General features: G+C 68.8%; 19 protein-coding genes and 1 tRNA gene. 14 read left to right on the top strand and 6 right to left on the bottom strand.

Annotated features, from left to right (window positions below):
• Positions 1 to 9 precede the first annotated feature (9 nt).
• Together CU254_RS35845 and CU254_RS35850 are read right to left on the bottom strand one after the other, a co-directional pair.
• Positions 10 to 516: a flavin reductase gene (locus tag CU254_RS35845; RefSeq protein ID WP_037715906.1), complete on the bottom strand. Its 507-nt coding sequence runs from the start codon at positions 514 to 516 to the stop codon at positions 10 to 12.
• A gap of 96 nt (positions 517 to 612) precedes the next feature.
• On the bottom strand, positions 613 to 2,070 hold the full coding sequence (locus tag CU254_RS35850; RefSeq protein WP_037715908.1) for a PAS domain-containing sensor histidine kinase: 1,458 nt from the start codon (positions 2,068 to 2,070) through the stop codon (positions 613 to 615).
• 135 nt (positions 2,071 to 2,205) lie between these two features.
• On the opposite strand from CU254_RS35850, the gene CU254_RS35855 reads away from it, so the two are divergent.
• From CU254_RS35855 to CU254_RS35900, 10 genes are all read left to right on the top strand, one after another.
• On the top strand, positions 2,206 to 3,327 hold the full coding sequence (locus CU254_RS35855) for an acyl-CoA dehydrogenase family protein (protein ID WP_009084174.1): 1,122 nt from the start codon (positions 2,206 to 2,208) through the stop codon (positions 3,325 to 3,327).
• A gap of 32 nt (positions 3,328 to 3,359) precedes the next feature.
• Complete coding sequence (locus CU254_RS35860) at positions 3,360 to 3,740, top strand: hypothetical protein (protein ID WP_037715910.1); 381 nt, start codon at positions 3,360 to 3,362, stop codon at positions 3,738 to 3,740.
• Positions 3,741 to 3,753: 13 nt separating this feature from the next.
• Positions 3,754 to 5,025 carry a Rieske 2Fe-2S domain-containing protein gene (locus CU254_RS35865; protein WP_009084179.1) on the top strand — a complete coding sequence of 424 codons (1,272 nt, stop codon included), beginning with the start codon at positions 3,754 to 3,756 and terminating at the stop codon, positions 5,023 to 5,025.
• Complete coding sequence (locus CU254_RS35870) at positions 5,018 to 5,521, top strand: aromatic-ring-hydroxylating dioxygenase subunit beta (protein ID WP_009084181.1); 504 nt, start codon at positions 5,018 to 5,020, stop codon at positions 5,519 to 5,521. The genes CU254_RS35865 and CU254_RS35870 overlap by 8 nt, the downstream gene beginning before the upstream one ends.
• Positions 5,518 to 6,261, top strand: coding sequence for an SDR family NAD(P)-dependent oxidoreductase (locus CU254_RS35875; protein WP_009084183.1), 744 nt, complete (start codon positions 5,518 to 5,520; stop codon positions 6,259 to 6,261). The genes CU254_RS35870 and CU254_RS35875 overlap by 4 nt, the downstream gene beginning before the upstream one ends.
• Before the next feature lie 21 nt (positions 6,262 to 6,282).
• Complete coding sequence (locus CU254_RS35880) at positions 6,283 to 7,239, top strand: PDR/VanB family oxidoreductase (protein WP_009084185.1); 957 nt, start codon at positions 6,283 to 6,285, stop codon at positions 7,237 to 7,239.
• A gap of 180 nt (positions 7,240 to 7,419) precedes the next feature.
• Complete coding sequence (locus tag CU254_RS35885; protein ID WP_009084186.1) at positions 7,420 to 8,745, top strand: MFS transporter; 1,326 nt, start codon at positions 7,420 to 7,422, stop codon at positions 8,743 to 8,745.
• A 45-nt stretch (positions 8,746 to 8,790) separates the two neighbouring features.
• Complete coding sequence (locus tag CU254_RS35890; protein ID WP_009084187.1) at positions 8,791 to 9,354, top strand: helix-turn-helix domain-containing protein; 564 nt, start codon at positions 8,791 to 8,793, stop codon at positions 9,352 to 9,354.
• 72 nt (positions 9,355 to 9,426) lie between these two features.
• Positions 9,427 to 10,050 carry a DUF4190 domain-containing protein gene (locus CU254_RS35895; RefSeq protein WP_037715912.1) on the top strand — a complete coding sequence of 208 codons (624 nt, stop codon included), beginning with the start codon at positions 9,427 to 9,429 and terminating at the stop codon, positions 10,048 to 10,050.
• A gap of 154 nt (positions 10,051 to 10,204) precedes the next feature.
• Complete coding sequence (locus CU254_RS35900; protein WP_009084189.1) at positions 10,205 to 10,483, top strand: hypothetical protein; 279 nt, start codon at positions 10,205 to 10,207, stop codon at positions 10,481 to 10,483.
• A 1,336-nt stretch (positions 10,484 to 11,819) separates the two neighbouring features.
• On the opposite strand, the gene CU254_RS44720 is transcribed toward CU254_RS35900, so the two are convergent.
• From CU254_RS44720 to CU254_RS35925, 4 genes are all read right to left on the bottom strand, one after another.
• Positions 11,820 to 11,951, bottom strand: coding sequence for a hypothetical protein (locus tag CU254_RS44720; protein WP_255409784.1), 132 nt, complete (start codon positions 11,949 to 11,951; stop codon positions 11,820 to 11,822).
• Between the two features lie 43 nt (positions 11,952 to 11,994).
• Positions 11,995 to 12,588, bottom strand: a complete 594-nt coding sequence (locus CU254_RS35915) for an LppA family lipoprotein (RefSeq protein ID WP_009084190.1) — start codon at positions 12,586 to 12,588, stop codon at positions 11,995 to 11,997.
• A complete protein-coding gene (locus CU254_RS43370; protein ID WP_037715915.1) occupies positions 12,585 to 13,106 on the bottom strand; it encodes an alpha/beta hydrolase in 522 nt (173 codons plus the stop codon). The genes CU254_RS35915 and CU254_RS43370 overlap by 4 nt, the downstream gene beginning before the upstream one ends.
• Before the next feature lie 425 nt (positions 13,107 to 13,531).
• A tRNA-Thr gene (locus CU254_RS35925) sits at positions 13,532 to 13,607 on the bottom strand.
• 209 nt (positions 13,608 to 13,816) lie between these two features.
• Here CU254_RS35925 and CU254_RS35930 point away from each other — a divergent pair.
• The 4 genes from CU254_RS35930 (at position 13,817) to CU254_RS35945 (ending at position 20,097) form a co-directional block, all read left to right on the top strand.
• Positions 13,817 to 15,322 (top strand): threonine/serine exporter ThrE family protein, encoded by a 1,506-nt coding sequence (locus CU254_RS35930; RefSeq protein ID WP_009084192.1) that lies wholly within the window; start codon positions 13,817 to 13,819, stop codon positions 15,320 to 15,322.
• 84 nt (positions 15,323 to 15,406) lie between these two features.
• A complete protein-coding gene (locus tag CU254_RS35935; RefSeq protein WP_009084193.1) occupies positions 15,407 to 16,858 on the top strand; it encodes a trehalose-6-phosphate synthase in 1,452 nt (483 codons plus the stop codon).
• A gap of 41 nt (positions 16,859 to 16,899) precedes the next feature.
• Complete coding sequence (gene otsB / locus CU254_RS35940) at positions 16,900 to 19,434, top strand: trehalose-phosphatase (protein WP_037718535.1); 2,535 nt, start codon at positions 16,900 to 16,902, stop codon at positions 19,432 to 19,434.
• 129 nt (positions 19,435 to 19,563) lie between these two features.
• Complete coding sequence (locus CU254_RS35945) at positions 19,564 to 20,097, top strand: hypothetical protein (protein ID WP_009084195.1); 534 nt, start codon at positions 19,564 to 19,566, stop codon at positions 20,095 to 20,097.
• Positions 20,098 to 20,101 lie beyond the last annotated feature (4 nt).

Raw genomic sequence — 20,101 nt, forward strand, 5'->3', positions numbered from 1 at the left:
AGGCGTCGATCAGGCGCTCAGCGCGGCAAGCCGGTGGAAGCGGCGCTGGAAGTACACCAGGGCGCCGCGGTCCGGCGCGGTCAGCACCTTCTCGATCTCCACGAACAGCACCGAATGCGACCCGTGTTCCTGTTCGGCGACGATCCGGCCGACCAACGAGGCCGCCGCGCCGCGCAGGACCGGGGCGTCCTCGCTGTCGAGGTCCCAGCAGTCCTGGTCGAAGCGTTCCGCGGTCGGCACCTTCGTCGCGCCGGCGAAGTGCATCGCCAGGTCCTCCTGTCCAGGGCCGAGGACGTTGACGCAGACCTGGCCGTTGCCGACCAGGATCGCGTGCGACCGGCTCGACCGGTTGACGCACACGAGCACGGTCGGCGGGCTGTCGGTGACCGAGCAGGCGGCGCTCACCGTCATCCCGGCGAGGCCGTGCGGGCCTGCGGTGGTCACGACGTTGACGGCCGCGGAGAGGTTGGCCATCGCGGTGCGGAATTCGCGCTGGGTCCGGGTCAGCTCGGACACGGTGCCTCCTAGTACTGGGGCCGGGACTGCCTCGACCGTACAAAGCCGCACCGGTCGCGGGATATCGAGAACTTCCCCGGCACGGCTGAAGAATTCCTAACCCGGGCCGGTCGCGGGCAGTGCGAAGCCGAAGCGCGAACCGCCGCCCGCGCGGTGTTCGGCCCAGATCGTCCCGTGCTGGCGGGTGATGATGCGGTGGCTCAGCGCCAGTCCGATGCCACTGCCGCGTTCTTTCGCGGTGAACGACTCGTCGAACGGATTGCGCGGGAAGCCGCGGCCGCGGTCGTCCACGGTGACCACGCCGGTGTCGCCGTCGCGGCGCGTGGTGAGCACCAGGCTGCGCCGCTGCTGCGGGCATTGCGCCATTTCCTCGATCGCGTTGAAGCACAGGTTCAGCACGACCTGGCCGGTCAGCACGCGTTCGCAGTGCACCGGCACTGGCTCGGCGGACCGGTCGAAGGTCACCTCGATCGCCGCCGGTTCGGCTCGCAACCGCACGAAATACAGGCATTCCTCCACGATCTCGTTGAGGTCGGCCACCTGCTCCACGTGCTCCAGATGCCCCACGAACGCCCGCACCGACGACACGATCTGGCTCGCCCGCTCGATCTGCCGGACCGCGCTGTCGATGCCGTACACGACCGGCGCGGCGTCGAGCGTCCGCGACCGGACCCCGGCCAGGAAGTTGCCCGCGGCGGCGAGCGGCTGGCTCAGCTCGTGCGCGATCGCCATCGCCATGTCGCCCATCGCGGTGTAGCGCGCCAGGTAGTTCTCCCGGTGCAGCTCGCGCTCGCGCCGGACCTCGCCGCGGACACGTTCGGACACGTCGTAGAGCAGCAGCAGAAACGCGTCTCCACCAGGCTCTCGAAGCCGTTCGACGCTGCCTTCCAGCCACACGCGACCCTGGATTTCCAGCCGCACCTGGGTAGCCGGCACCGCGCGTTCGCGGACCTCCTCCCAGGTGGCCGGACGGTCGTCGAGGCGCAGGCCGGCGTAATCGGTCAGGCGGCCGAGCGGTTCGTCCGGCGTCGCGCCGAACAGCGCGACCGCGGAGTCCGTCGCGAACCGCAGCTCGCCCGAGCCGTCGAGCATCAGTGCGACCGCCGACGTCTGCCTGGCCAGCGCGTCGACCCAGGACGTGGTCAGCCGCAGCTCGCGCTCGATTTCCTGCTCGCGTTCGATGTCGCGGAACTGCACCATCACCGCCGGACCCTGGGCCAGTTCGACCCGCGTGGCCACCGCGTCCGTCGGGATCACCCGGCCGGATTTCGTGCGGTAGTGCCATTCGATCCGGCTGACGCCCTTGTCGACCGCCTCCTGCAGCCACGCCCGTCCGATCACGCGGTCGTACTGCTGCGCGGAGCTGCTCATGTGGTTCGCCTTCAACGGCCGCAGCTCGGTGACGCTCCATTCGAGCATCTCGCAGGCCGCCGGGTTGGCCCACAGGATGTTCTTCGTCGCGCCGTCGTGCACGAGCACGCACGTGCGGCTGGCGTTCAGCATCGCGACGAAATCGTGCGTCGTCAGCTCGGGCGCGCGCGGGTCCGCTTCCATCGGCTCAGCGTAAAGCCCCTGGCTGGCGGCTCGCACTGAAGAAATCCCCTACGCCCGCTCAGGCACTACCAATTCCCGCGCGAGGGCGGGATTCGTACCGTCAGTGCCACCGCACCGGCATTCTGAGGAGCAGCGATGAGCGAAGTCACCGTCGAGGAGGTGCTCGCCGAGCTCGCCCAGCGCAAGGACGAGTTCCAGCAGCAGCGCTACGTTCCGCGCGACTTCGTCGACCGGCTCAAGCAGCTCGGCGTCTACCGGGCCAGCACGCCCGCGAAGTTCGGCGGCGAACCGCTGCCGCCCGCCGAATTCCTCCGCCTGATCGAGCGGATTTCCACAGTGGACGGTTCGACCGGCTGGGTCGCCAGCTTCGGCTCGTCGCTGATCTACCTCGCCGCTCTTCCGCTGGAGACGCAGGCCGAGCTGTACAAAGACGGTCCGGACGTCGCGTTCGCGGGCGGCCTGTTCCCGGTCCAGCCCGCCCCGGCGACCGAAACCGGCTTCCGCGTGGACGGCCGCTGGAAGTTCGCCAGCGGCTGCATGGGCGCGGACATCCTCGGCGTCGGCATCCCGGGCGACGAATCGACCGGCGGGAAACCGCGCACCGCGTTGCTGCGGCCCGAGCAGGTCGAAATCGTCCAGGACTGGGACGTCGTCGGCATGCGCGGCACCGGTTCGTTCGACCTGGTAGTGCGCGACGTCGAGGTCCCGCGCGAGTGGACGTTCATCCGCGGCGGCGCGCCCACGGTGGACGAACCGCTCTACCGCTACCCCACAATCGCTTACGCCGCACAGGTTCTCGCCGTCGTCGGCGCGGGTGTCGCGCGGGCCGCGCTCGACCACGCCCGCGACGTCGGCGCCGGCTACACCGGCGTCACCGGTGCGCCGAAACTCGCCGACCGCGCTTACTACCGCACCGGATACGCCGAGGCCGAGGCCGCGCTGCGGTCCGCTCGCGCCTGGTTCTACGAGGTCAGCCACGAGGTCTGGGACACCGTCGTATCCGGCGACGAGGCCACCGACGAGCAGAACGCCCAGCTGCGGCTTTCGTCCGCGCACCTGGCGAAGACGGCGTCCGAGGTCGTGTCGAAGCTCGTCGAGATTTCCGGCACCGCGCCGATCTATTCGACCCATCCGCTGCGTGGACTTCAGGGCGACGCACTGGTACCCAAGCAGCATGCGTTCCTGGGCCCGGCCATCCACGACGCCGCCGGCGCGGTGCTCATGGGTCAGCCGCCGACCAGCCCCGGATTCCGCTGACCAGCCACCACCACGACGAGGAGTCTCCGACTGTGAGCACGCAGCCCCTGCGGGTGCTTTTCTGCATCGGCATCAACCAGAACTTCTTCGACCTGCCCGCCGACGGCATCACCATCGGCGACGTCTGGCAGGCGTTCGTGTCCATGATGGACCAGCTGAAAGCGTTGCCGGGCATCACTTTCATCGGCGACATCGACGACGACGCGCACATGGTCGGCCCGTCCGACGGCTGGCCGTGGACCTGCTACATCCTCGCCGATGCCGACAGCCAGGAAACCGTCAAGGCCGGGTGCAATCTGCTGCGCACGACGGAGGTCGGCAGCAATGGCGTCAAGTTGTGGCGCTTCGCCAAGATCGAAGCCCGGATCGGCCGTCCGCTGACCGTCCGCGAAGACGTCGAACTGCCCGACTGAAATCGGAGACCTCATGACTGAGAACGCGACAGTTCCCGCGGATTTCGCCGAAAGCGACCGCGTGGCCGCCCGGTTGTACACCGATCCGGAAATCTTCGAACGCGAGATGACGCAGATCTTCGAGCGTTCGTGGGTGTGGGTCGCGCACGAAAGCGAATTGGCCCAGCCGGGGAACTTCAAGTCCACTTACGTCGGCCGCCAGCCGGTCATCGTGACGCGGGACCGCAAGGGCACGCTGCACACGATGCTCAACCGCTGCCGCCACCGCGGCGCGAGCCTGTGCGAGAAGCCGAGCGGCAAGGCGAACGGCTTCACCTGCCCGTACCACGCCTGGAGCTACGGCCTCGACGGCAAACTGCGCGGCATCCCTTACCCGGACGGCTACGAAGGCGTGCTGGAAAAGGGCGAACTGTCGCTGAAGAAACTGCGCACCGAATCGTACGGCGGCATGGTTTTCGCGACCTTCGCCGAGGACGGCGAGTCCCTGGAGGACTTCCTCGGCGACGCGAAACTGTGGATCGACCGCTTCATGAAGCAGGGCGGCGGTTACCCGATCAAGGTGCTGGGCAAGCACCAGTTCAAGTTCCGCGGAAACTGGAAGATCCAGCTGGAGAACACCACCGACGGTTACCATTTCCCGATCGTGCACCGGTCGTGGATGGCTTCGGTGGACGCGGAAACGGCCGACATGATGTCGTTCATGACCGATCCGTCGGCGATCACGCACGCGCTCGGCAACGGACACAGCGTCATGCAGATGGTGCCAGAGCACTCCGACCTGGACGTCGACGACGGCACCGAACCGCTGCAGGCCCGGTTCGACCACGTCGTGGCCGAACTGTCGAAGACGCTCGACGAGGCGCAGGTGCGCAAGGTCGTCCGAGCCATGCACGGCACCGGGTTCAACCTCAACCTGTTCCCGAACGTTTCGATGTCCGCGGCGTTTTTCCGCGTGCTGCGGCCGATTTCGGTCAACGAGACCTTGATCGAGCACGTCGCGATCGGTCCGGACGGACCGCCGGAGCTGGACATCGTCAACCGCGAGCGGCTGCGCATCCACGAGCACTTCCAGGGCCCGTTCGGCTTCGGCACGCCCGATGACGCCGAGGGCTGGGACCGCGTGCAGCGCGGTGCGCACGGCGGTCCGGACCTGCCGATCCTGGTCAACCGCGGGCTGGCGAGGGAAAAGGCGAGCCCCGAAGGCTGGCCGACCTCGCACGTCACCGACGAAACCGGCATGCGCGCCGCGTACGCCCAGTGGAAGGAGATGATGGGCGATGACTGAAACCGTCCCCACCACTGACGCCCGGGTCGCGCGCGCCGTCGACCTCGTCAACCGCGAGGCGGAGCTGCTGGACCGCACCGAATACCACGCATGGGAAAAGCTCTTCACCGAAGACGGGATTTACGTCATCCCGATCGACCGGGAAACCGACGATTTCGCCGGTTCGCTGAACATGGTTTACGACGACGCGCGGATGCGGCAGATGCGCGTCGCGCGGATGACCGAAGGCTACGCGCTCGCCGCCGTCGATTCCGCTCGCACGGTCCGCACGGTGTCGCGCTTCGTGCCGGAATCCGTTTCGGACGACGAAGTCGTGCTGCGTTCAGCGCAGATCCTGGTCGCGTACAAGCGCGGCAACCACGACCTGTGGGCGGCGGATCTGGTGCACCGCATCCGGTTCTCGCCGGAGGGCCCCGAGGGCGACCGGATCGCGTTGAAGGTCATCCGGCTGGTCAACAGCGACGACGCAGTTCCGGCCGCGGGATTCCTGCTGTGAACGCGCCGGCGGAACCGCACGTCGCGGTAGTCACGGGCGGCGCGAACGGTCTTGGCGAAGCGATCGTGCGCCAGCTGCACGCCGAGGGTTACCGCGTCGCGATCGCGGACGTCGACGGCGAAGCGGCCGAGAAGCTTGCCGCGGAACTCCGCAGCTGCCGTGGTTACGCGGTGGATGTGCGGGACCGGGCAGCGCTCGCGCAGCTGAAGGACGACGTCGTGCGCGATTTCGGCAGCGTCCAGGTGCTGGTCAACAACGCGGCCCGTACGCAGGCGCGGCCGCTGATGGAGATCACGCCGGAAGACCTCGACGCGGTTCTCGCGGTCAACTTCACCGGCACCTTCACCGCTTGTCAGCTCTTCGGCGCGTACTTCGCCGAACAGGGCTACGGGCGGATCGTGAACATGGCGTCGCTGGCCGGCCAGAACGGCGGCACCGCGACCGGTGGGCACTACGCGTCGTCCAAGGGCGCGATCATGTCCGCGACGAAGGTGTTCGCGCGGGAACTCGCGCCGCGCGGGGTGACCGTGAACGCCGTGTCGCCCGGGCCGCAGGACAGCCCGATGGTGCGGTCGATCGTCGGCGAGGACAACCTCGAGGCCTTCACGAAGAACATCCCCGTCGGCTGTCTCGGCGACCCGGCGTTCATCGCGCGGATGGTGTCGCTGCTCGCCTCGCCCGGCGCGGCCTCGGTCACCGGGGCCTGCTGGGACGCCAACGGCGGCCTTTACCTGCGCTGAACCGCTCGAAACGGAGAGCCGATGCCGAACACCGTGGTCCGCGTGGCCGAGGTCGTCGAGGAAGCGCCCGGGATCCGGGCGCTTCGCCTCGTGCGCGCCGACGGCCTGCCCTTCGACCCGCATCCCGCCGGAGCGCACGTCGACGTCACCGGCCCGACCGGAATCCTGCGCCAGTATTCGCTGTGCGGACGGCCGGACGACACGTCGTCGCTGCTGATCGCGGTGAAACGGGAGCCGGATTCGCGCGGGGGATCCGAGGCGCTGCACACCGTCGCGGAGAACGACAAGCTCGAGATCGGCGAATGCCGGAACCTGCTTTCCCTGGCCCCGGACGCCGATCGGCACGTGCTGATCGCGGGCGGCATCGGCATCACTCCGTTGCTGAGCCTGGCTTATCAGCTGCACGCGGACGGCGCGGAATTCGAACTGCACTACTTCGCGCGCAGCCGGGAGTCGGCGGCTTTTGTTTCCCTGCTGGAAGAACAGGCGGAATTCCGGGATCGGGTGCTGCTGTATTTCGGCGTACCGCGCGGCGAACAGCCCGAGGTGCTCACGGAAGTAGCAGCGGGACTCGGTTCCTCCGCGCATGTCTACACCTGCGGCCCGGAAGGGTTCATGGAGCAGGTCGCCGGCGTGTTCGCGCCAGTGGTCGGCGAACCGCGGATACACGTCGAGCATTTCACCGCGGCCGAGGTCGACACGAGCGGCGACCGGCCGTTCACCGTCGAACTCGACACCGGCGAGGTGTTCGAGATCCCGGCCGACCGTTCGATTCTGTCGGTGCTGACCGACAACGGGATCGAGGTGTTCAAATCGTGTGAGGAAGGCATCTGCGGCTCGTGCGTGTCCGGGGTGCTGGAAGGCACGCCGGAGCACCGCGACCAGTGTCTTTCGGCCAGCGACAAGGCTTCCGGCGACCAGATGGCGCTGTGCGTGTCGCGGGCCCGCTCCGAAAAACTGGTGATCGAACTGTACTGAGCCACGCGGCCGGAATCCTCGCGATTCCGGCCGTCGTGTCGATTAATTGATCGATTTTATTTATCAATCCGCCGCAAATCGGACTTTGCCTCCTTCGTCACGCTTTCCCTAAGCTGTGTCCACCGTTTCCCCACCACCGGACACTCCGCGCATTCCGCGCGAGACGACGAAAGGCCTGCCATGGCCAAGCGCGACGAAGCGCACTCTCCCGGCGTGCTGCGGCTCGGATTCGCCGCCGGCGTCGGCACTTCCCTGGAAATGTACGACTTCTCGATTTACGGCACCGCCGCGGCACTCGTGTTCGGATCGGTGTTCTTCAAAACCGGCAACGCCTGGTTCGGCACCTTCATGAGCCTCGCGACTTTCGCCATCGGTTTCGTGATGGCCCCGCTCGGCGCGGCGCTTTTCGGCTGGCTCGGCGACCGCCGCGGCCGCCGCACCGCACTGTACGCCGCGTTTCTGCTGATGGGTTTCGCGACGCTGGGCATGGGCGTTCTCCCGCCGTACGGAGTGATCGGCATCGCCGCGCCGCTGCTGCTCGTCGGACTGCGTCTGCTGCACGGTGCCGCACGCGGCGGAGAAAGTGCCGGAGCGGCCGTGTTCGCCGTCGAACACGCGCCGGAAAAACGGCGCGGTCTCTACGGTTCCTTCGTCGCACTCGGCTCCCCGATCGGCGTTGTGCTGGCGAACCTGGCTTTCGCCCTGGTTCTCCTGCTGCCCAACGACGACGTCATGAGCTGGGGCTGGCGACTCCCGTTCCTCGCCGGCGGCATCGTGCTGGCAATCGGCATCTGGGTCCGCCGCGGTGTTTCGGAAAGCCCGGAATTCGAGAAAATGGCCGCCGCGGAAACTCGCGCGAAAAAGCCGCTCGCCGACGTCCTCCGCACGAATTGGCGACGGCTGCTGCTGATCGCCGGAGCGAACCTCGGCCTCACCGCCTGCACCTTCGCGCTCGTGACGTTCATGCTGTCCTACGCGACCGCCGCCGCCCCGGAAGGCCTCGGCCTGCCGCGCTCGCCGATCGTCACCATTTCCACGGTCACCCTGCTGTGCCACGCCGCGGCGAACGTCGGAGCCGCCTGGCTGTCCGACCGGATCGGCCGCAAACCGGTGATGCTGACCGGCTCGGTCCTGTCGATCATCGCCGCGCTCGTGATGTTCCCGATCGCGTCGGCGGGCACGATCAGCTCGGTATTCCTCGCACTGCTCCTAGGTTTCACCGCCACCGGAATCCTCTTTGGACCGATGTACACGTGGTTCGCCGAACTGTTCCCGCGAGAGCAGCGCCAGTCCGGCCTCGGCGTGGGCTACCACGTCGGCGCGGTGCTGGGCGGCGGCCTGTCGCCGATGATCGCCAACCGGATCGTGGCCGCGACCGGCGACGCCCTCGCGGTCGGCTACTACCTCGCGGCGCTGCTCGTGCTCAGCCTGGTCTGCCTGCTGATCCTCCCGGAAACCGCGCCCGCGCGGCGTGCCGCGAAACCGGCTCCCGAACTGGTCAGCTGACGCGGCCGCACCCCAGTCTCCCGGGTTGGGCGAGACTGGGGTGCTATGCGCGAGATCGACGAAGTCCTGGACGCGGTCGGCCCCCGGTTGCGAGCCCTGCGCACCCGGCGCGGCATCACCCTGGCCGACCTGTCGGCGGAGACCGGCATCTCGGAAAGCACCCTGTCCCGCCTGGAAAACGGCCAGCGCCGGGCGAACCTGGAACTGCTGCTGCCGCTCTCGCGCGCCTACGACGTGCCGATCGACGACCTGGTGGGCGCACCCCGCGCCGGCGACCCGCGCGTCCACCTGCGCCCGATCCACCAGCACGGGATGACCTACGTGCCGCTCACCCGGCGCCCTGGCGGCGTGCACGCGTACAAAATGCTGATCCCCGGCGGAACTGCGGAACCCGCATTGAAAACGCACAGCGGCTACGAATGGCTGTACGTCCTCAATGGACACCTGCGGTTAATCGTAGGCGCGAAGGATCTGACGGTCCCGCCTGGCGAGGCAGCGGAGTTCGACACGACGGAACCGCATTGGCTCGGCTCGGCCGACGGAGGCGCGGTCGAACTGCTGATCCTCTTCGGACTCCACGGCGAGCGAGTGCACGTGAAGCCGCGCTAATTCCGGAGATCGCGTAACACTCGGGGCCGTCGGTGCGACCTGTTTGTGCACATTCGATCACGAAAGGCACGCATGTCCGCCCCTGACTATCCTCCGCCGCCCGCACCCCAGGCGGCCCCGCCGTCCTATCCGGCCCAGCCGAAGAACGGTCTCGGCACCGCCGGGTTCGTGCTCGGGCTGATCGGCCTGATTTTCGCGTTCATCCCGGTCATCGGGCTCATCGCGTGGCCGCTGGTGATCCTCGGGATCATCTTCTCCGCGCTCGGCTTCGTCCGGACGCGGTCCGGAAAGGCCACGAACAAGGGCCTCTCCATCGCCGGTCTCGTGCTGTCGGTGATCGGCCTGGTGCTGTGCATCATCTGGCTCGCGACGGCCGCCAAGGTGGTCAACGAGGTCAACAACGAAGCGAACCGCTCCGTGACGGTCCACTACGAGGTCTCCGGCACCGCGAAGGACGCCTCGATCACCTACACCACCTTCGGCGACGGCAGCGCGTCGTCCAACCAGGACCAGCCGCAGACCCTGCCGTGGTCGAAAGACATCACCACGAAGGGCCTGTTCAAGGGCGGCAGCCTGTCGGTGACCACCGGCGCCGAGGGCGGAGACGTGGCCTGCAAGGTCGTCGTGGACGGCAAGGAAGCCAAGACGGCGAAGGCGTCGGGCAACTTCGCGACCGCCACCTGCGACGGCTTCTGACCACCCGCCCGCGGCGGCCCGTCGCACGAGACGGCGCCGCCGCGAGCGGTCTCAACTGGTACCGGGAAATAGGTCCGAAACTGGCTCTGGCTGGCACCAGACGGATCTCGGACAGTGGGAGGAAGCACCGAGCGAACCCACCAGCGAGGCAGTCATGTCGGCCCAGATCCTCCCGCTGAACCATCGCGAGCGAGCCACCCTCACCGCCGTCGGCCTCGGCCGCGCCGAAATGACCTGCAGCTGCGAACCGGATCTCTACATCGACGGCGTGCCGTGCTGCGACCAGTTCACCGCCCACCGCCTCGCCCGGTTCGCCCTGGTGGTCCCCCTCCGCGCCGGCCGGCCCGGCGAACGCGTCCCCGCACTCCTCACCGCCGCCGGCCGAGCCGCGATCGGCGCGCCGGTCGCGGAGTTCCCGCAGTCCGCCGCCTGATTCACCGCGCGGACAACGAATCTGGCTGGCGGTAGCAGCAGCGCGAGCAGGCCTTGGTCCGCTCTGGTGACGACTTCGGCCAAGCTCTGCCATTCGCAGGCTGGACCGGTATTCCACAACAGAACCGACGAGGGAGCAATCTCCTTCGGCACCGCGCTCAACTCCAGCCTTGGCCTCGACATCGGCTGCCGCCTGTTTCCGCCGCCAAGCAGCGCGGCACTCCGACGTCCGCGTCCTAGCCGTACTCCGGACTCGAGTACCGCATCCCCGGGAAGAATCGAGATAACCCGTCATGTCTTCGCGTCGGAACCGTGACCCCGGGTTGAGTCTGCGGGCCGGGGTCTGTGTCGTCGCGCTCGGGTTGGCGCCAACGAGCACCCGCCCGCAACGAGCAAGCCAGCGACGCTGACCACCCCGCCTTCGCGGGAGCGCTCTGCCCCCTGAACACAAAACCGCCCGTCCGGGTACCCCGCAGGCTGTGCGCTCGCTTTCCGGTCTATCGCGCGCGGCGCACTGCCGCGAAATTCCGGGGCGTGCTCCGAGCGTCCGGCTCGTTCGGCTGGCGGAAGCGCACCGTCAGGATCAACCTGCCGCTCGAATCGGTCGACGGAGGCTTTCACAGCGGGGCCGTTCTTGCCCGTGCAGTCGACGGTGATCGCCCAGCTTGTGTGCACTGCGATCCGGGCGGCCAATGACCTCCGCCGATGGAGGCGTCGGCGACGACCAGGAATCTCCACGTGGTCCCGGTTCCGTTGGCGCCGGGGCCGACCCGCGCGGAGCATGCGGCCGCTTCGGACGCGGCGATCGCGATGGCGGCGGCGATGAGGGCGACACAGTGAAACACGACGGTTCCTCCTCGTTCCGGATGCTGGCGTTCCCATCGGCCGACCCCCGCGTTACTCGTCGTGAATAGTTCATGCGCAGAACCGCTGTGCGATCCGGCCGAGGTGATGAACCGACGCCTCCGACGAGCTCGGCCGCGGCGACTTCGCGTGGACGGTCGCCGGACCACCGAACAACCGCTGGGGAGTGGTGGATCCGAGGGGAACCATGCAGGCGCACATATCGCCGCGGGGTTCCGTGCGCGTACGTGGTCAACGTGGTCAACCACGAGCGGATTCACACGCGCCGATACGCCAGTTACGGCAACCGCACCATCGAGGCCTGCGGCCATGGGCTGGAGCCGGTCGCGACTGAGGCTCGAAGTTGCTCGGCTCGACCTACCCGCCGCAGCTCGATCAGCGCGGCTCCGGCTGCGACGATTACGAGTTGGCGTCTGCGCGTTCGCTGCTGTCCCAGGCGAAGCCTTCTTCGAAGGTCGGACCCCGGTAGTCGGTCACCGGAGTTTCGAGAGCGGTACGACTCGGTGGCGCACGAGAACGCCGACCACGGGCACGATGAGGTTGATCGTGTCATCCGGGACCACCCACCACCCGAGGGCGACGACGGTGAAGAGTGCCAGGCGCATTGCCTCGGTGATGAGAAGGGAGGCGCAGGCTAGGGCGTTCTGGTTAAGGCGTAGTCGAGGGTGTGCCGCGTTGTTTGGCGGCAGGGAACAGATGACAGCTGAGGCTTAGCTGCAGGCTGGTATTCAGGGCAGTACCGAAAGAGATTTGCCCTTCATCGGTCGTGTTGTGGAACACCGCGTCGTGCGATCCGGGAGCGTCATGCAGACGCTGGGGGCGCGGTTCGAATCCGTAGCGCTGCGCGACGGTCCCGATGACGGTGAGGGCTTTCTCGTAGTCCGCGTCGGGCAGGTTCCCGGCCACGCCGTGGTCGCCCAGGTGTTCGCTCTCTCCGTCGTTGCCGATGGCGGGGAACCGCGCACCGCATGCTGCACGCGAGCCGTTGCCAAGCGGCGTCCAAGGGGACAGTTTGGGTATGGCGGCGGTGAGGGCTTGGCGGAGTTCGGTGTCGAGTTGCTGGTATTGCTGGCGGGCTTGGTCGGTGTCGGGCAGTCGCATCAATGCGGTCCAGACTTCTGCGGGGTCTCGGTCCACGTTGTCTCCAGGGAAGGGCGATTTTTCGACGCTGCACGCGGTCAGAGCGGCGGCGGTCAGGGCGACGGCGAGCGCCGCGTGCAGGCGACTGGGGTGCGGGGTCATCGGGGGCCTTCGGCGAGAACGGTGCCCTTGTACTGGGCGAGGTCGGGATGTCCGGTGGTGATGGCGGCCATGTTGTACATGCTGGTCGATCCTGCGTCGAGGTAGCCGCTGTGGCCTTCGGTTGCGCTGCGTGGTCCTGCTTCGGTGACGCTGGCGTCGGTGGACATCTGGTGGTAGCTGCTCGCGTCCGGGCTGAAGTAGGGGCTGGGCCCGAGCGCTCCGGTGTCGCCGTAGTTGGGGACGAGGGTGTCTCCGGCGTCCTGTGCGGCGAAGAGGTGGCCTTGCGGCACCTTCAGATGTTCGGCGCCCTGGCCGGGGGAGCCGAACAGCATCGCGTCCTGCACCGGGGTGTCATGGCCGAGGGCATACCCGGTGGTGCTGGAGCCGTAGCTGTGCCCGAGCGCGGTCAAGTGCAGCGGCGTGTTCGACGCCTCCTGCCCGGCTCCCATCCCGGGTTCAGCGATCGTGGCAAAGTGGTCGAGCAGTTCGGCGCCGACGAACCGGCGATGTTCAAGCACCGCAGCGACACCGGTCGTGCCTGACCCATGAAGGGATCCAGCACAGTTCCGGCTTCGGGGACGATCTCCCTCGCCCCCTGCGGAACCCCACACGACATATTCGGCGGCATTGGCGAACCGGCCGGCCATAGGGCGCGCGTTGAGGTTGAGCCATGGGACGACGCCGTGCCAGACCCACGCGCCGGCCTGCAGTACATCGGTGGCGGAAGGGAGTTGCCGCCAGTCAGTGAAGAGAAGACAACAGCCCCCGGGCCGGGTGACGCGCAAGGCTTCGGCGAGCCAGAGTGCGCACCAGTGAGCCCGTGGTGCCTCGCGGCGGCGCATTCGCGCAACCCTCGCGCAACCAGAGTGCCGAACCGACCAATTTGAACACTCGTCGAACGAGCTGATTCGCGCTAACCCGCCGTTCAGCGGGAGTTCTACAGTGGAGCCGGCAAGGGGGTTCGAACCCCTGACCTTCTGTTTACAAGACAGATGCTCTACCAACTGAGCTATACCGGCACGCACCCGGCGCCGGGCGCGCCAAAAGTATATCGGGCCGCCCCCGCCGCGCCCGGGCAACCCGCCCCCAGCCCCAGGTCAGCAGGGGAAACCGGCGTGATCCGACCCTATGCGGCACGATCGGCTACAGGTGTGTCGGAGACCACTGCAACAGCTGGGGCGGTACGGCCGATGGTCCCCGGGAACGAACGAGGAGGTGGGGATCGATCATGAAGATCAACGAGCGTGCCGGCCAGGGGGCGGCGCGCAGACGGTGGCCGATTCTCGAGCCCCCGCACCCGCGGTCGAACCAGCGGCATCGGCCCAATCTTCTGCGCCGGCGCGCCTGGCACATTCTCGAGGCGCCGACGGCGGAACAGCCCGCAGTCGAGTCCGAGGAGGCGATCGGGCCCAAGCCGCCGGACGACGCGACCGTCAACTTCGTTCTGGATCTCACCCTGCGGATCGGCGAAGTGCAGATGGCCAGCGGCGCCGGGGCTTCCGACGTCACCGCGACCATTCTCGCGCTCACCTCCGCGCTCGGGCTGCCGCACTGCGAGGTCGACGTCATCTTCACGTCGATCACCGTCACCTGTCACCGCGGCACCGACCTCGCGCCGGTGACCGCGTTGCGAGTGGTCCGTTCGCGCAGTCTCGACTACACCCGGCTGACCGAGACCGAGGCGCTCGTGCGCCAGATCGTCCGCGGGCGCACGGGGGCCGAGGAAGCGGTCACCGAACTGGACCGGATCACCTCCGCGCCGCACCCGTACGCGCGCTGGACCGCGACCGCCGCCTGGGGCGGGCTGGCCGGGTTCATCACGCTGCTGCTCGGCGGGGGCATCGACATCGCGCTCGTCGCGATGGTCATCTCCGCCGCGGTCGACCGGATCGGCAGGCTGCTCAACAAGGTCAACCTGCCGTTCTTCTTCCAGCAGGTGGTCGGCGGCCTCTTCGCGACGCTGTCGGCGATGATCATCGTCAGCAGCAACATCCTCACCACCGACCGGCCGACGCTGGTGGTCGCCGCGGCGGTCACCGTGCTCCTTTCCGGGCTCTCCACGGTTTCCGCGGTGCAGGACGGGATCACCGGGTATTACGTGACCGCGTCCGGCCGCACGATGGAAACCGCGTTGATGAGTGCCGGGCTGATCGCGGGCGTGGTGCTCGCACTGCGGATCGCGGTGATGCTCGAACTGCCGCGCACCCCGTTGCCGGACGTGCCCGTCTCGACCGCGCAGCACCTGCCGATCATCGTCGTCGGCGGGGCCGGCGCGGCCGCCTGCTTCGCCCTCGCCTCGTACTCGAAACTGCGCGCGATGCTCGTCGCCGCCGCGGCGGGCGGGATCGGTGCGCTCGTGTACGGCGCGCTGATCCTGGCCACCCTCGACGCGGTGAGCGCGTCGGCGATCGCGGCGACGCTCGTCGGGTTCTGCGGCGGGGTGATGGCGCGGCGGCTGAAGGTTACTCCGCTCGTGGTCGCCGTGTCCGGGATCACTCCGCTGCTCCCCGGTCTCTCCACCTATCGTGGTCTATACCAATTAGCGGTTTCGCCAGGCGGCAACATCTCGACCCTGATGACCGCGGTCGCCATCGGACTCGCCCTCGCGGCGGGCGTTGTACTGGGCGAATACCTCGCCCAGCCGGTCCGCACCGGGCTCGGCAGGCTCGAGCGGAAGCTCTCCGGGCCCCGGCTCGCGGGACCGATGGAACCGACCGAACGGCGTTTGGAGTAACCAGTTGGTCACCGGCCGGTCACTCCGCGCGCGCTAGGGTTTCTCTTGGGGCCGCGACCCGCCGAAGACGAGGGAGCAGCTGGAGTGACTGACGCGATCGCCGACCGGAACAGCGCACCGTCCGCGGATTTCGTCGTGGTGGCCAACCGGCTGCCCGTCGACCTCGAACGGACCGCGGACGGGCAGCAGCGCTGGACCGCCAGTCCGGGAGGACTGGTCTCGGCGCTCGAACCGTTCCTGAGGTCCCGCAAGGGCGCCTGGGTCGGCTGGCCGGGCGTGCCGGACGTCGACGTGGACGAGTTCGACGACGACGGCCTCGTCCTGCACCCGGTGTCGCTCAGCTCGGCCGAGGTGCGCGACTACTACGAGGGCTTCTCCAACGCCACGCTGTGGCCGCTCTACCACGACGTCGTCGAGCGGCCGGTGTTCGACCGGTCGTGGTGGGACAGCTACGTGAAGGTCAACCGCCGTTTCGCCGAGGCCAGCGCCGCGGTCGCCGCGCACGGGGCGACCGTGTGGATCCAGGACTACCAGCTGCAGCTGGTGCCCCGGATGCTCCGGGAACTGCGCCCCGACCTGCGCATCGGCTTCTTCCTGCACATCCCGTTCCCGCCGGTCGAGCTGTTCATGCAGCTCCCGTGGCGCGCGGAGATCGTGCGCGGCCTGATCGGCGCGGACCTGATCGGTTTCCACCGGCCCGGCGGCGCGCAGAACTTCCTGTGGCTGGCCCGGCAGCTGGTCGGCCTCGAACCCACCCGCGGCGCGGTCGGCGTCCGGTCCCGGCCGGGCATGGTGCAGGTCGGCGACCGCACCGTGCGCGTCGGCGCGTTCCCGATCTCCATCGACGCGGCCGGCCTCGACTCGCTCGCGCGCAGCAAGGGCGTCGTCGAGCGCACCAAGCAGATCCGCCGCGACCTCGGCAACCCGAAGACGGTGCTGCTCGGCGTCGACCGGCTTGACTACACCAAGGGCATCGACCTGCGGCTGCAGGCGCTGCACGAGCTGCTGCACGAGGGCCGTCTCGAACCCGGCGACGTCACCTTCGTGCAGCTGGCCACGCCGAGCCGCGAGCGCGTCGAGCACTACCAGCGGATGCGCGGCGAGATCGAGCAGATGGTCGGCCGGATCAACGGCGAGTTCGCCCGCGTCGGCCACCCGGTCGTGCACTATTTGCACCAATCCGTGAACCGCACCGAGCTGGCCGCCTTCTTCTCCGCGGCCGACGTCATGGTGGTGACTCCGCTGCGCGACGGGATGAATCTCGTGTGCAAGGAGTACGTCGCGTGCCGCCCGGATCTCGGCGGCGCTCTGGTGCTCAGCGAGTTCGCCGGCGCGGCGGCCGAACTGACCAGCGCTTTCCTCGTCAACCCGCACGATCTGGACGGGGTGAAGAACGCGTTGGAGGCTGCCATTACGCTCGACCCCGCCGAGGGCCGACGCAGGATGCGCGCCATGCGTCGCCAGGTCCTCACCCACGACGTCGACCGGTGGGCGCGTTCGTTCCTCCAGGCGCTGGGTGCCGAACCGGCCGACTGACCCCCTCCCCCGTACCGCGCTGGACCTCCTGAGGAGGAGTGTTGACCGCCGAGGCGTTGCCCGCGGAGCTACGGCGCGCGATCGTGCAGATCGCCCGTACCCCGCGCCTGCTGGTCGCCTGCGACTACGACGGCACGTTGGCCCCGATCACCGCCAACCCGGACGAGGCGCGGCCGCTGCCCGAGTCCGTCGGCGCGCTCAGATCTCTCGCCGGCCTGCACGAAACCACCACCGCCGTGATCTCCGGCCGGGCCCTGCGCGACCTCGCGACGCTGTCGCGGCTGCCGTCCGAGGTGAACCTGGTCGGCAGCCACGGGTCCGAGTTCGACATCGGCTTCATCCACGCGCTCGACGAGGACGCGAAGGCGCTGCACCGGCGGCTCGAACACGAGCTGGAACAGCTGGTGCTCGACGTGCCCGGGGTGTCGCTCGAGGTCAAGCCGGCGAGCATCGCGGTGCACGTGCGCCGCGCCGAGCACAACGCGGGCCGGCGCGTGCTCTCGGCCGTGCACGAGGGCCCGTCGACGTGGGAAGGCGTCACGACCACCGACGGCAAGGAAGTCGTCGAGCTCGCGGTCGTGAAGACCGACAAGGGCAACGCCCTGGACACCCTGCGCCACCAGGTCGGAGCCACCGCGGCGGTGTTCCTCGGCGACGACGTCACCGACGAGAAGGCGTTCGCCCGGCTCGCCGGGCCGGACCTGGGCATCAAGGTCGGCGACGGCGAATCGCTCGCCGAGTACCGCGTGCCCGACACCGTCGACGTCGCGATGGTGCTCGCGTTCCTCCTGGAAGAGCGGCGGAACTGGCTCTACGGCGAGTCCGCGCCGCCGATCGAGCGGCTGTCGCTGCTGGCCAACGAGCGCTCGGTCGCGCTCGTGACGCCGGACGCGAAGCTGACCTGGCTGTGCCACCCCGGCCCGGACGCCCCCGCGGTGTTCGCCGACCTGCTCGGCGGTCCCGGAGCCGGGCATTTCTCGATCAAACCGCACCGCAACGGGCTCCCGCTCGGCCAGCGCTACCTGCCGAACACGATGACGGTCGAAACGCGCTGGTCGCGGCTGCTCGTCACGGACTATCTCGAACCGGAAAGCCCCGGCCACCGCACCGACCTCGTGCGCGTGATCTCCGGCGAGGCGGTGGCGCAGGTCGTCTTCGCGCCGCGGCCGGAGTTCGGCGGCGTGCCGGTGCGGCTGGTCGCCGAGGAGGACGGCCTGCGCGTGCTGGGCACGTCGGAGCCGTTCGTGCTGCGCTCGCCGGGCGTCGAATGGTCGATCACCTCCGACGGCCTGCAGGACACCGCGACCGCGCTCGTCCAGCCGACGCCGGAACAGCCGGTCGTGCTCGAATTGCGCTGCGGCACCACGGAACTCGCCGCGCACGAACTGTCCGAAGTGGACCGTCGCGACCGGGCGGGCCGGTACTGGAGCGACTGGGCGGCGAAGCTCAAGCTGCCGACTGTCCAGACCGAACTGGTGCGCCGCTCCGCGCTGACCCTGCGCGGACTGGTCAACACCGACACCGGCGGCGTGCTGGCCGCCGCGACGTCGTCGCTGCCGGAGGAGATCGGCGGGGTCCGCAACTGGGACTACCGCTACTGCTGGATCCGCGACGCCGCGATGACCGTGCGCGAACTGGTGCACCTCGGCTCGCACGAGGAGGCCGAGGGCTACCTGAAGTGGCTGCACGGCGTGCTCGCCACGCTGGCCGGCCCGGAGCGGCTGCACCCGCTGTACACGCTGGCCGGGAGCGTCATCGGCGCGGAGGCGGTCATCGAATCGCTGCCCGGGTACGCCGGTTCGCGGCCGGTGCGCGTCGGCAACCTGGCCAACCACCAGGTGCAGCTCGACGTGTTCGGCCCGGTCGTGGAACTGGTCGCCACGCTGGCGGAGGTGCGCGGCGAACTGCGCGACGAGGACTGGCAGATGGTGCGCGCGATGGCCGAGGCCGTCACGCGGCGCTGGAACGAGCCGGACCACGGCATCTGGGAAGAGCGGCACGTGCCGCGGCACCGGGTGTACTCGCGGGTGATGTGCTGGGTGACCATCGACCGCGCGGTGCGGCTCGGCGACGAGTACGGCCGCGACGTCCCGGGCGCCTGGCCGAAGCTGCGCGACCGGATCAAGGCCGACGTGCTCGAGCACGGCTGGAACGAGGAGGTGCAGGCGTTCACCACCGCCTACGACGGCACCGACCTCGACGCGGCGTCCCTGTTCGTGGGCCTCACCGGCCTCATCGACCCGGCGGACGAGCGGTTCCAGAAGACCGTGACGGCGATCGAGGCCGAACTGCGCAGCGGTTCCACGGTGTACCGCTACCGGCGCGACGACGGCCTTCCCGGCGGCGAGGGCGGCTTCCACATCTGCGCGGCCTGGCTGATCGAGGCGTACCTGTGCACCGGGCGGCGCAACGAGGCCGAGGAGCTGTTCGCGCAGATCGTCGACGCGGCGGGCCCGACCGGCCTGCTGCCCGAGCAGTTCGACCCGGTCGCGGAGCGCTCGCTCGGCAACCACCCGCAGGCGTACTCGCACATCGGCCTGATCCGGTGCGCGAATCTCCTGGCCGAGAAGGCTTGATCAGGCAAGCCCGTTAGCACGCCTCGGTGACAAGTGCCGTGAGGCCACCTTGCCGGAATCGCATTCCGTTAAGGTGGTCTTCACGAGCATTTGCACGTTCGTTCGGGTTGCCGGCGCGGAGGTGATGCGGTGAAGCAGTACTACGGGCAACAGGCCGCGGAGTACGCCCCGCTGCCGCCGCTGTTCGCCGCCCGGGTACGCATCGCCTCCGTGGTCGTCGGGGTTTCCCTGGCGATCGGCACCCTGCTCGTGTTCGGCATCACCGCGCTCGTGAACCGTCCGCTGCACGGGCACAGCCTGCCGCGCGGCTTGCTCGGTCTCACCGCACTGCTGCTGCCGCTGCTGTCCGTGCTCGCCATCGCCGCGGTGGTGGTATCCGCACGCCGCTGTCTGCAGGGCGACTACCTGGTGATCGCGCGGGCCCGCGGCACCCGCGCGGCGCTGACCACGTGTTTCACCCTGCTGTCGGTCAGCTGCCTGATCGCGCTCGGGGCGTCCGCACTGGTGGATCTCTGGGGCGACCACGGCAAGCTCGGGTTCACCGAACTGCTCGCGACGTTCGCGAATTTCGCCATCGGCCTGATCGGCTACAGCGCCGGGCTCTGGTGCGTGCGGCCGTCGGTGAGCACGCTGGAGAAGTTCAGCGACCATCCCATCTGGTGACGCC

Source organism: Amycolatopsis sp. AA4, from assembly GCF_002796545.1.
Classification (GTDB): Bacteria; Actinomycetota; Actinomycetes; order Mycobacteriales; family Pseudonocardiaceae; genus Amycolatopsis.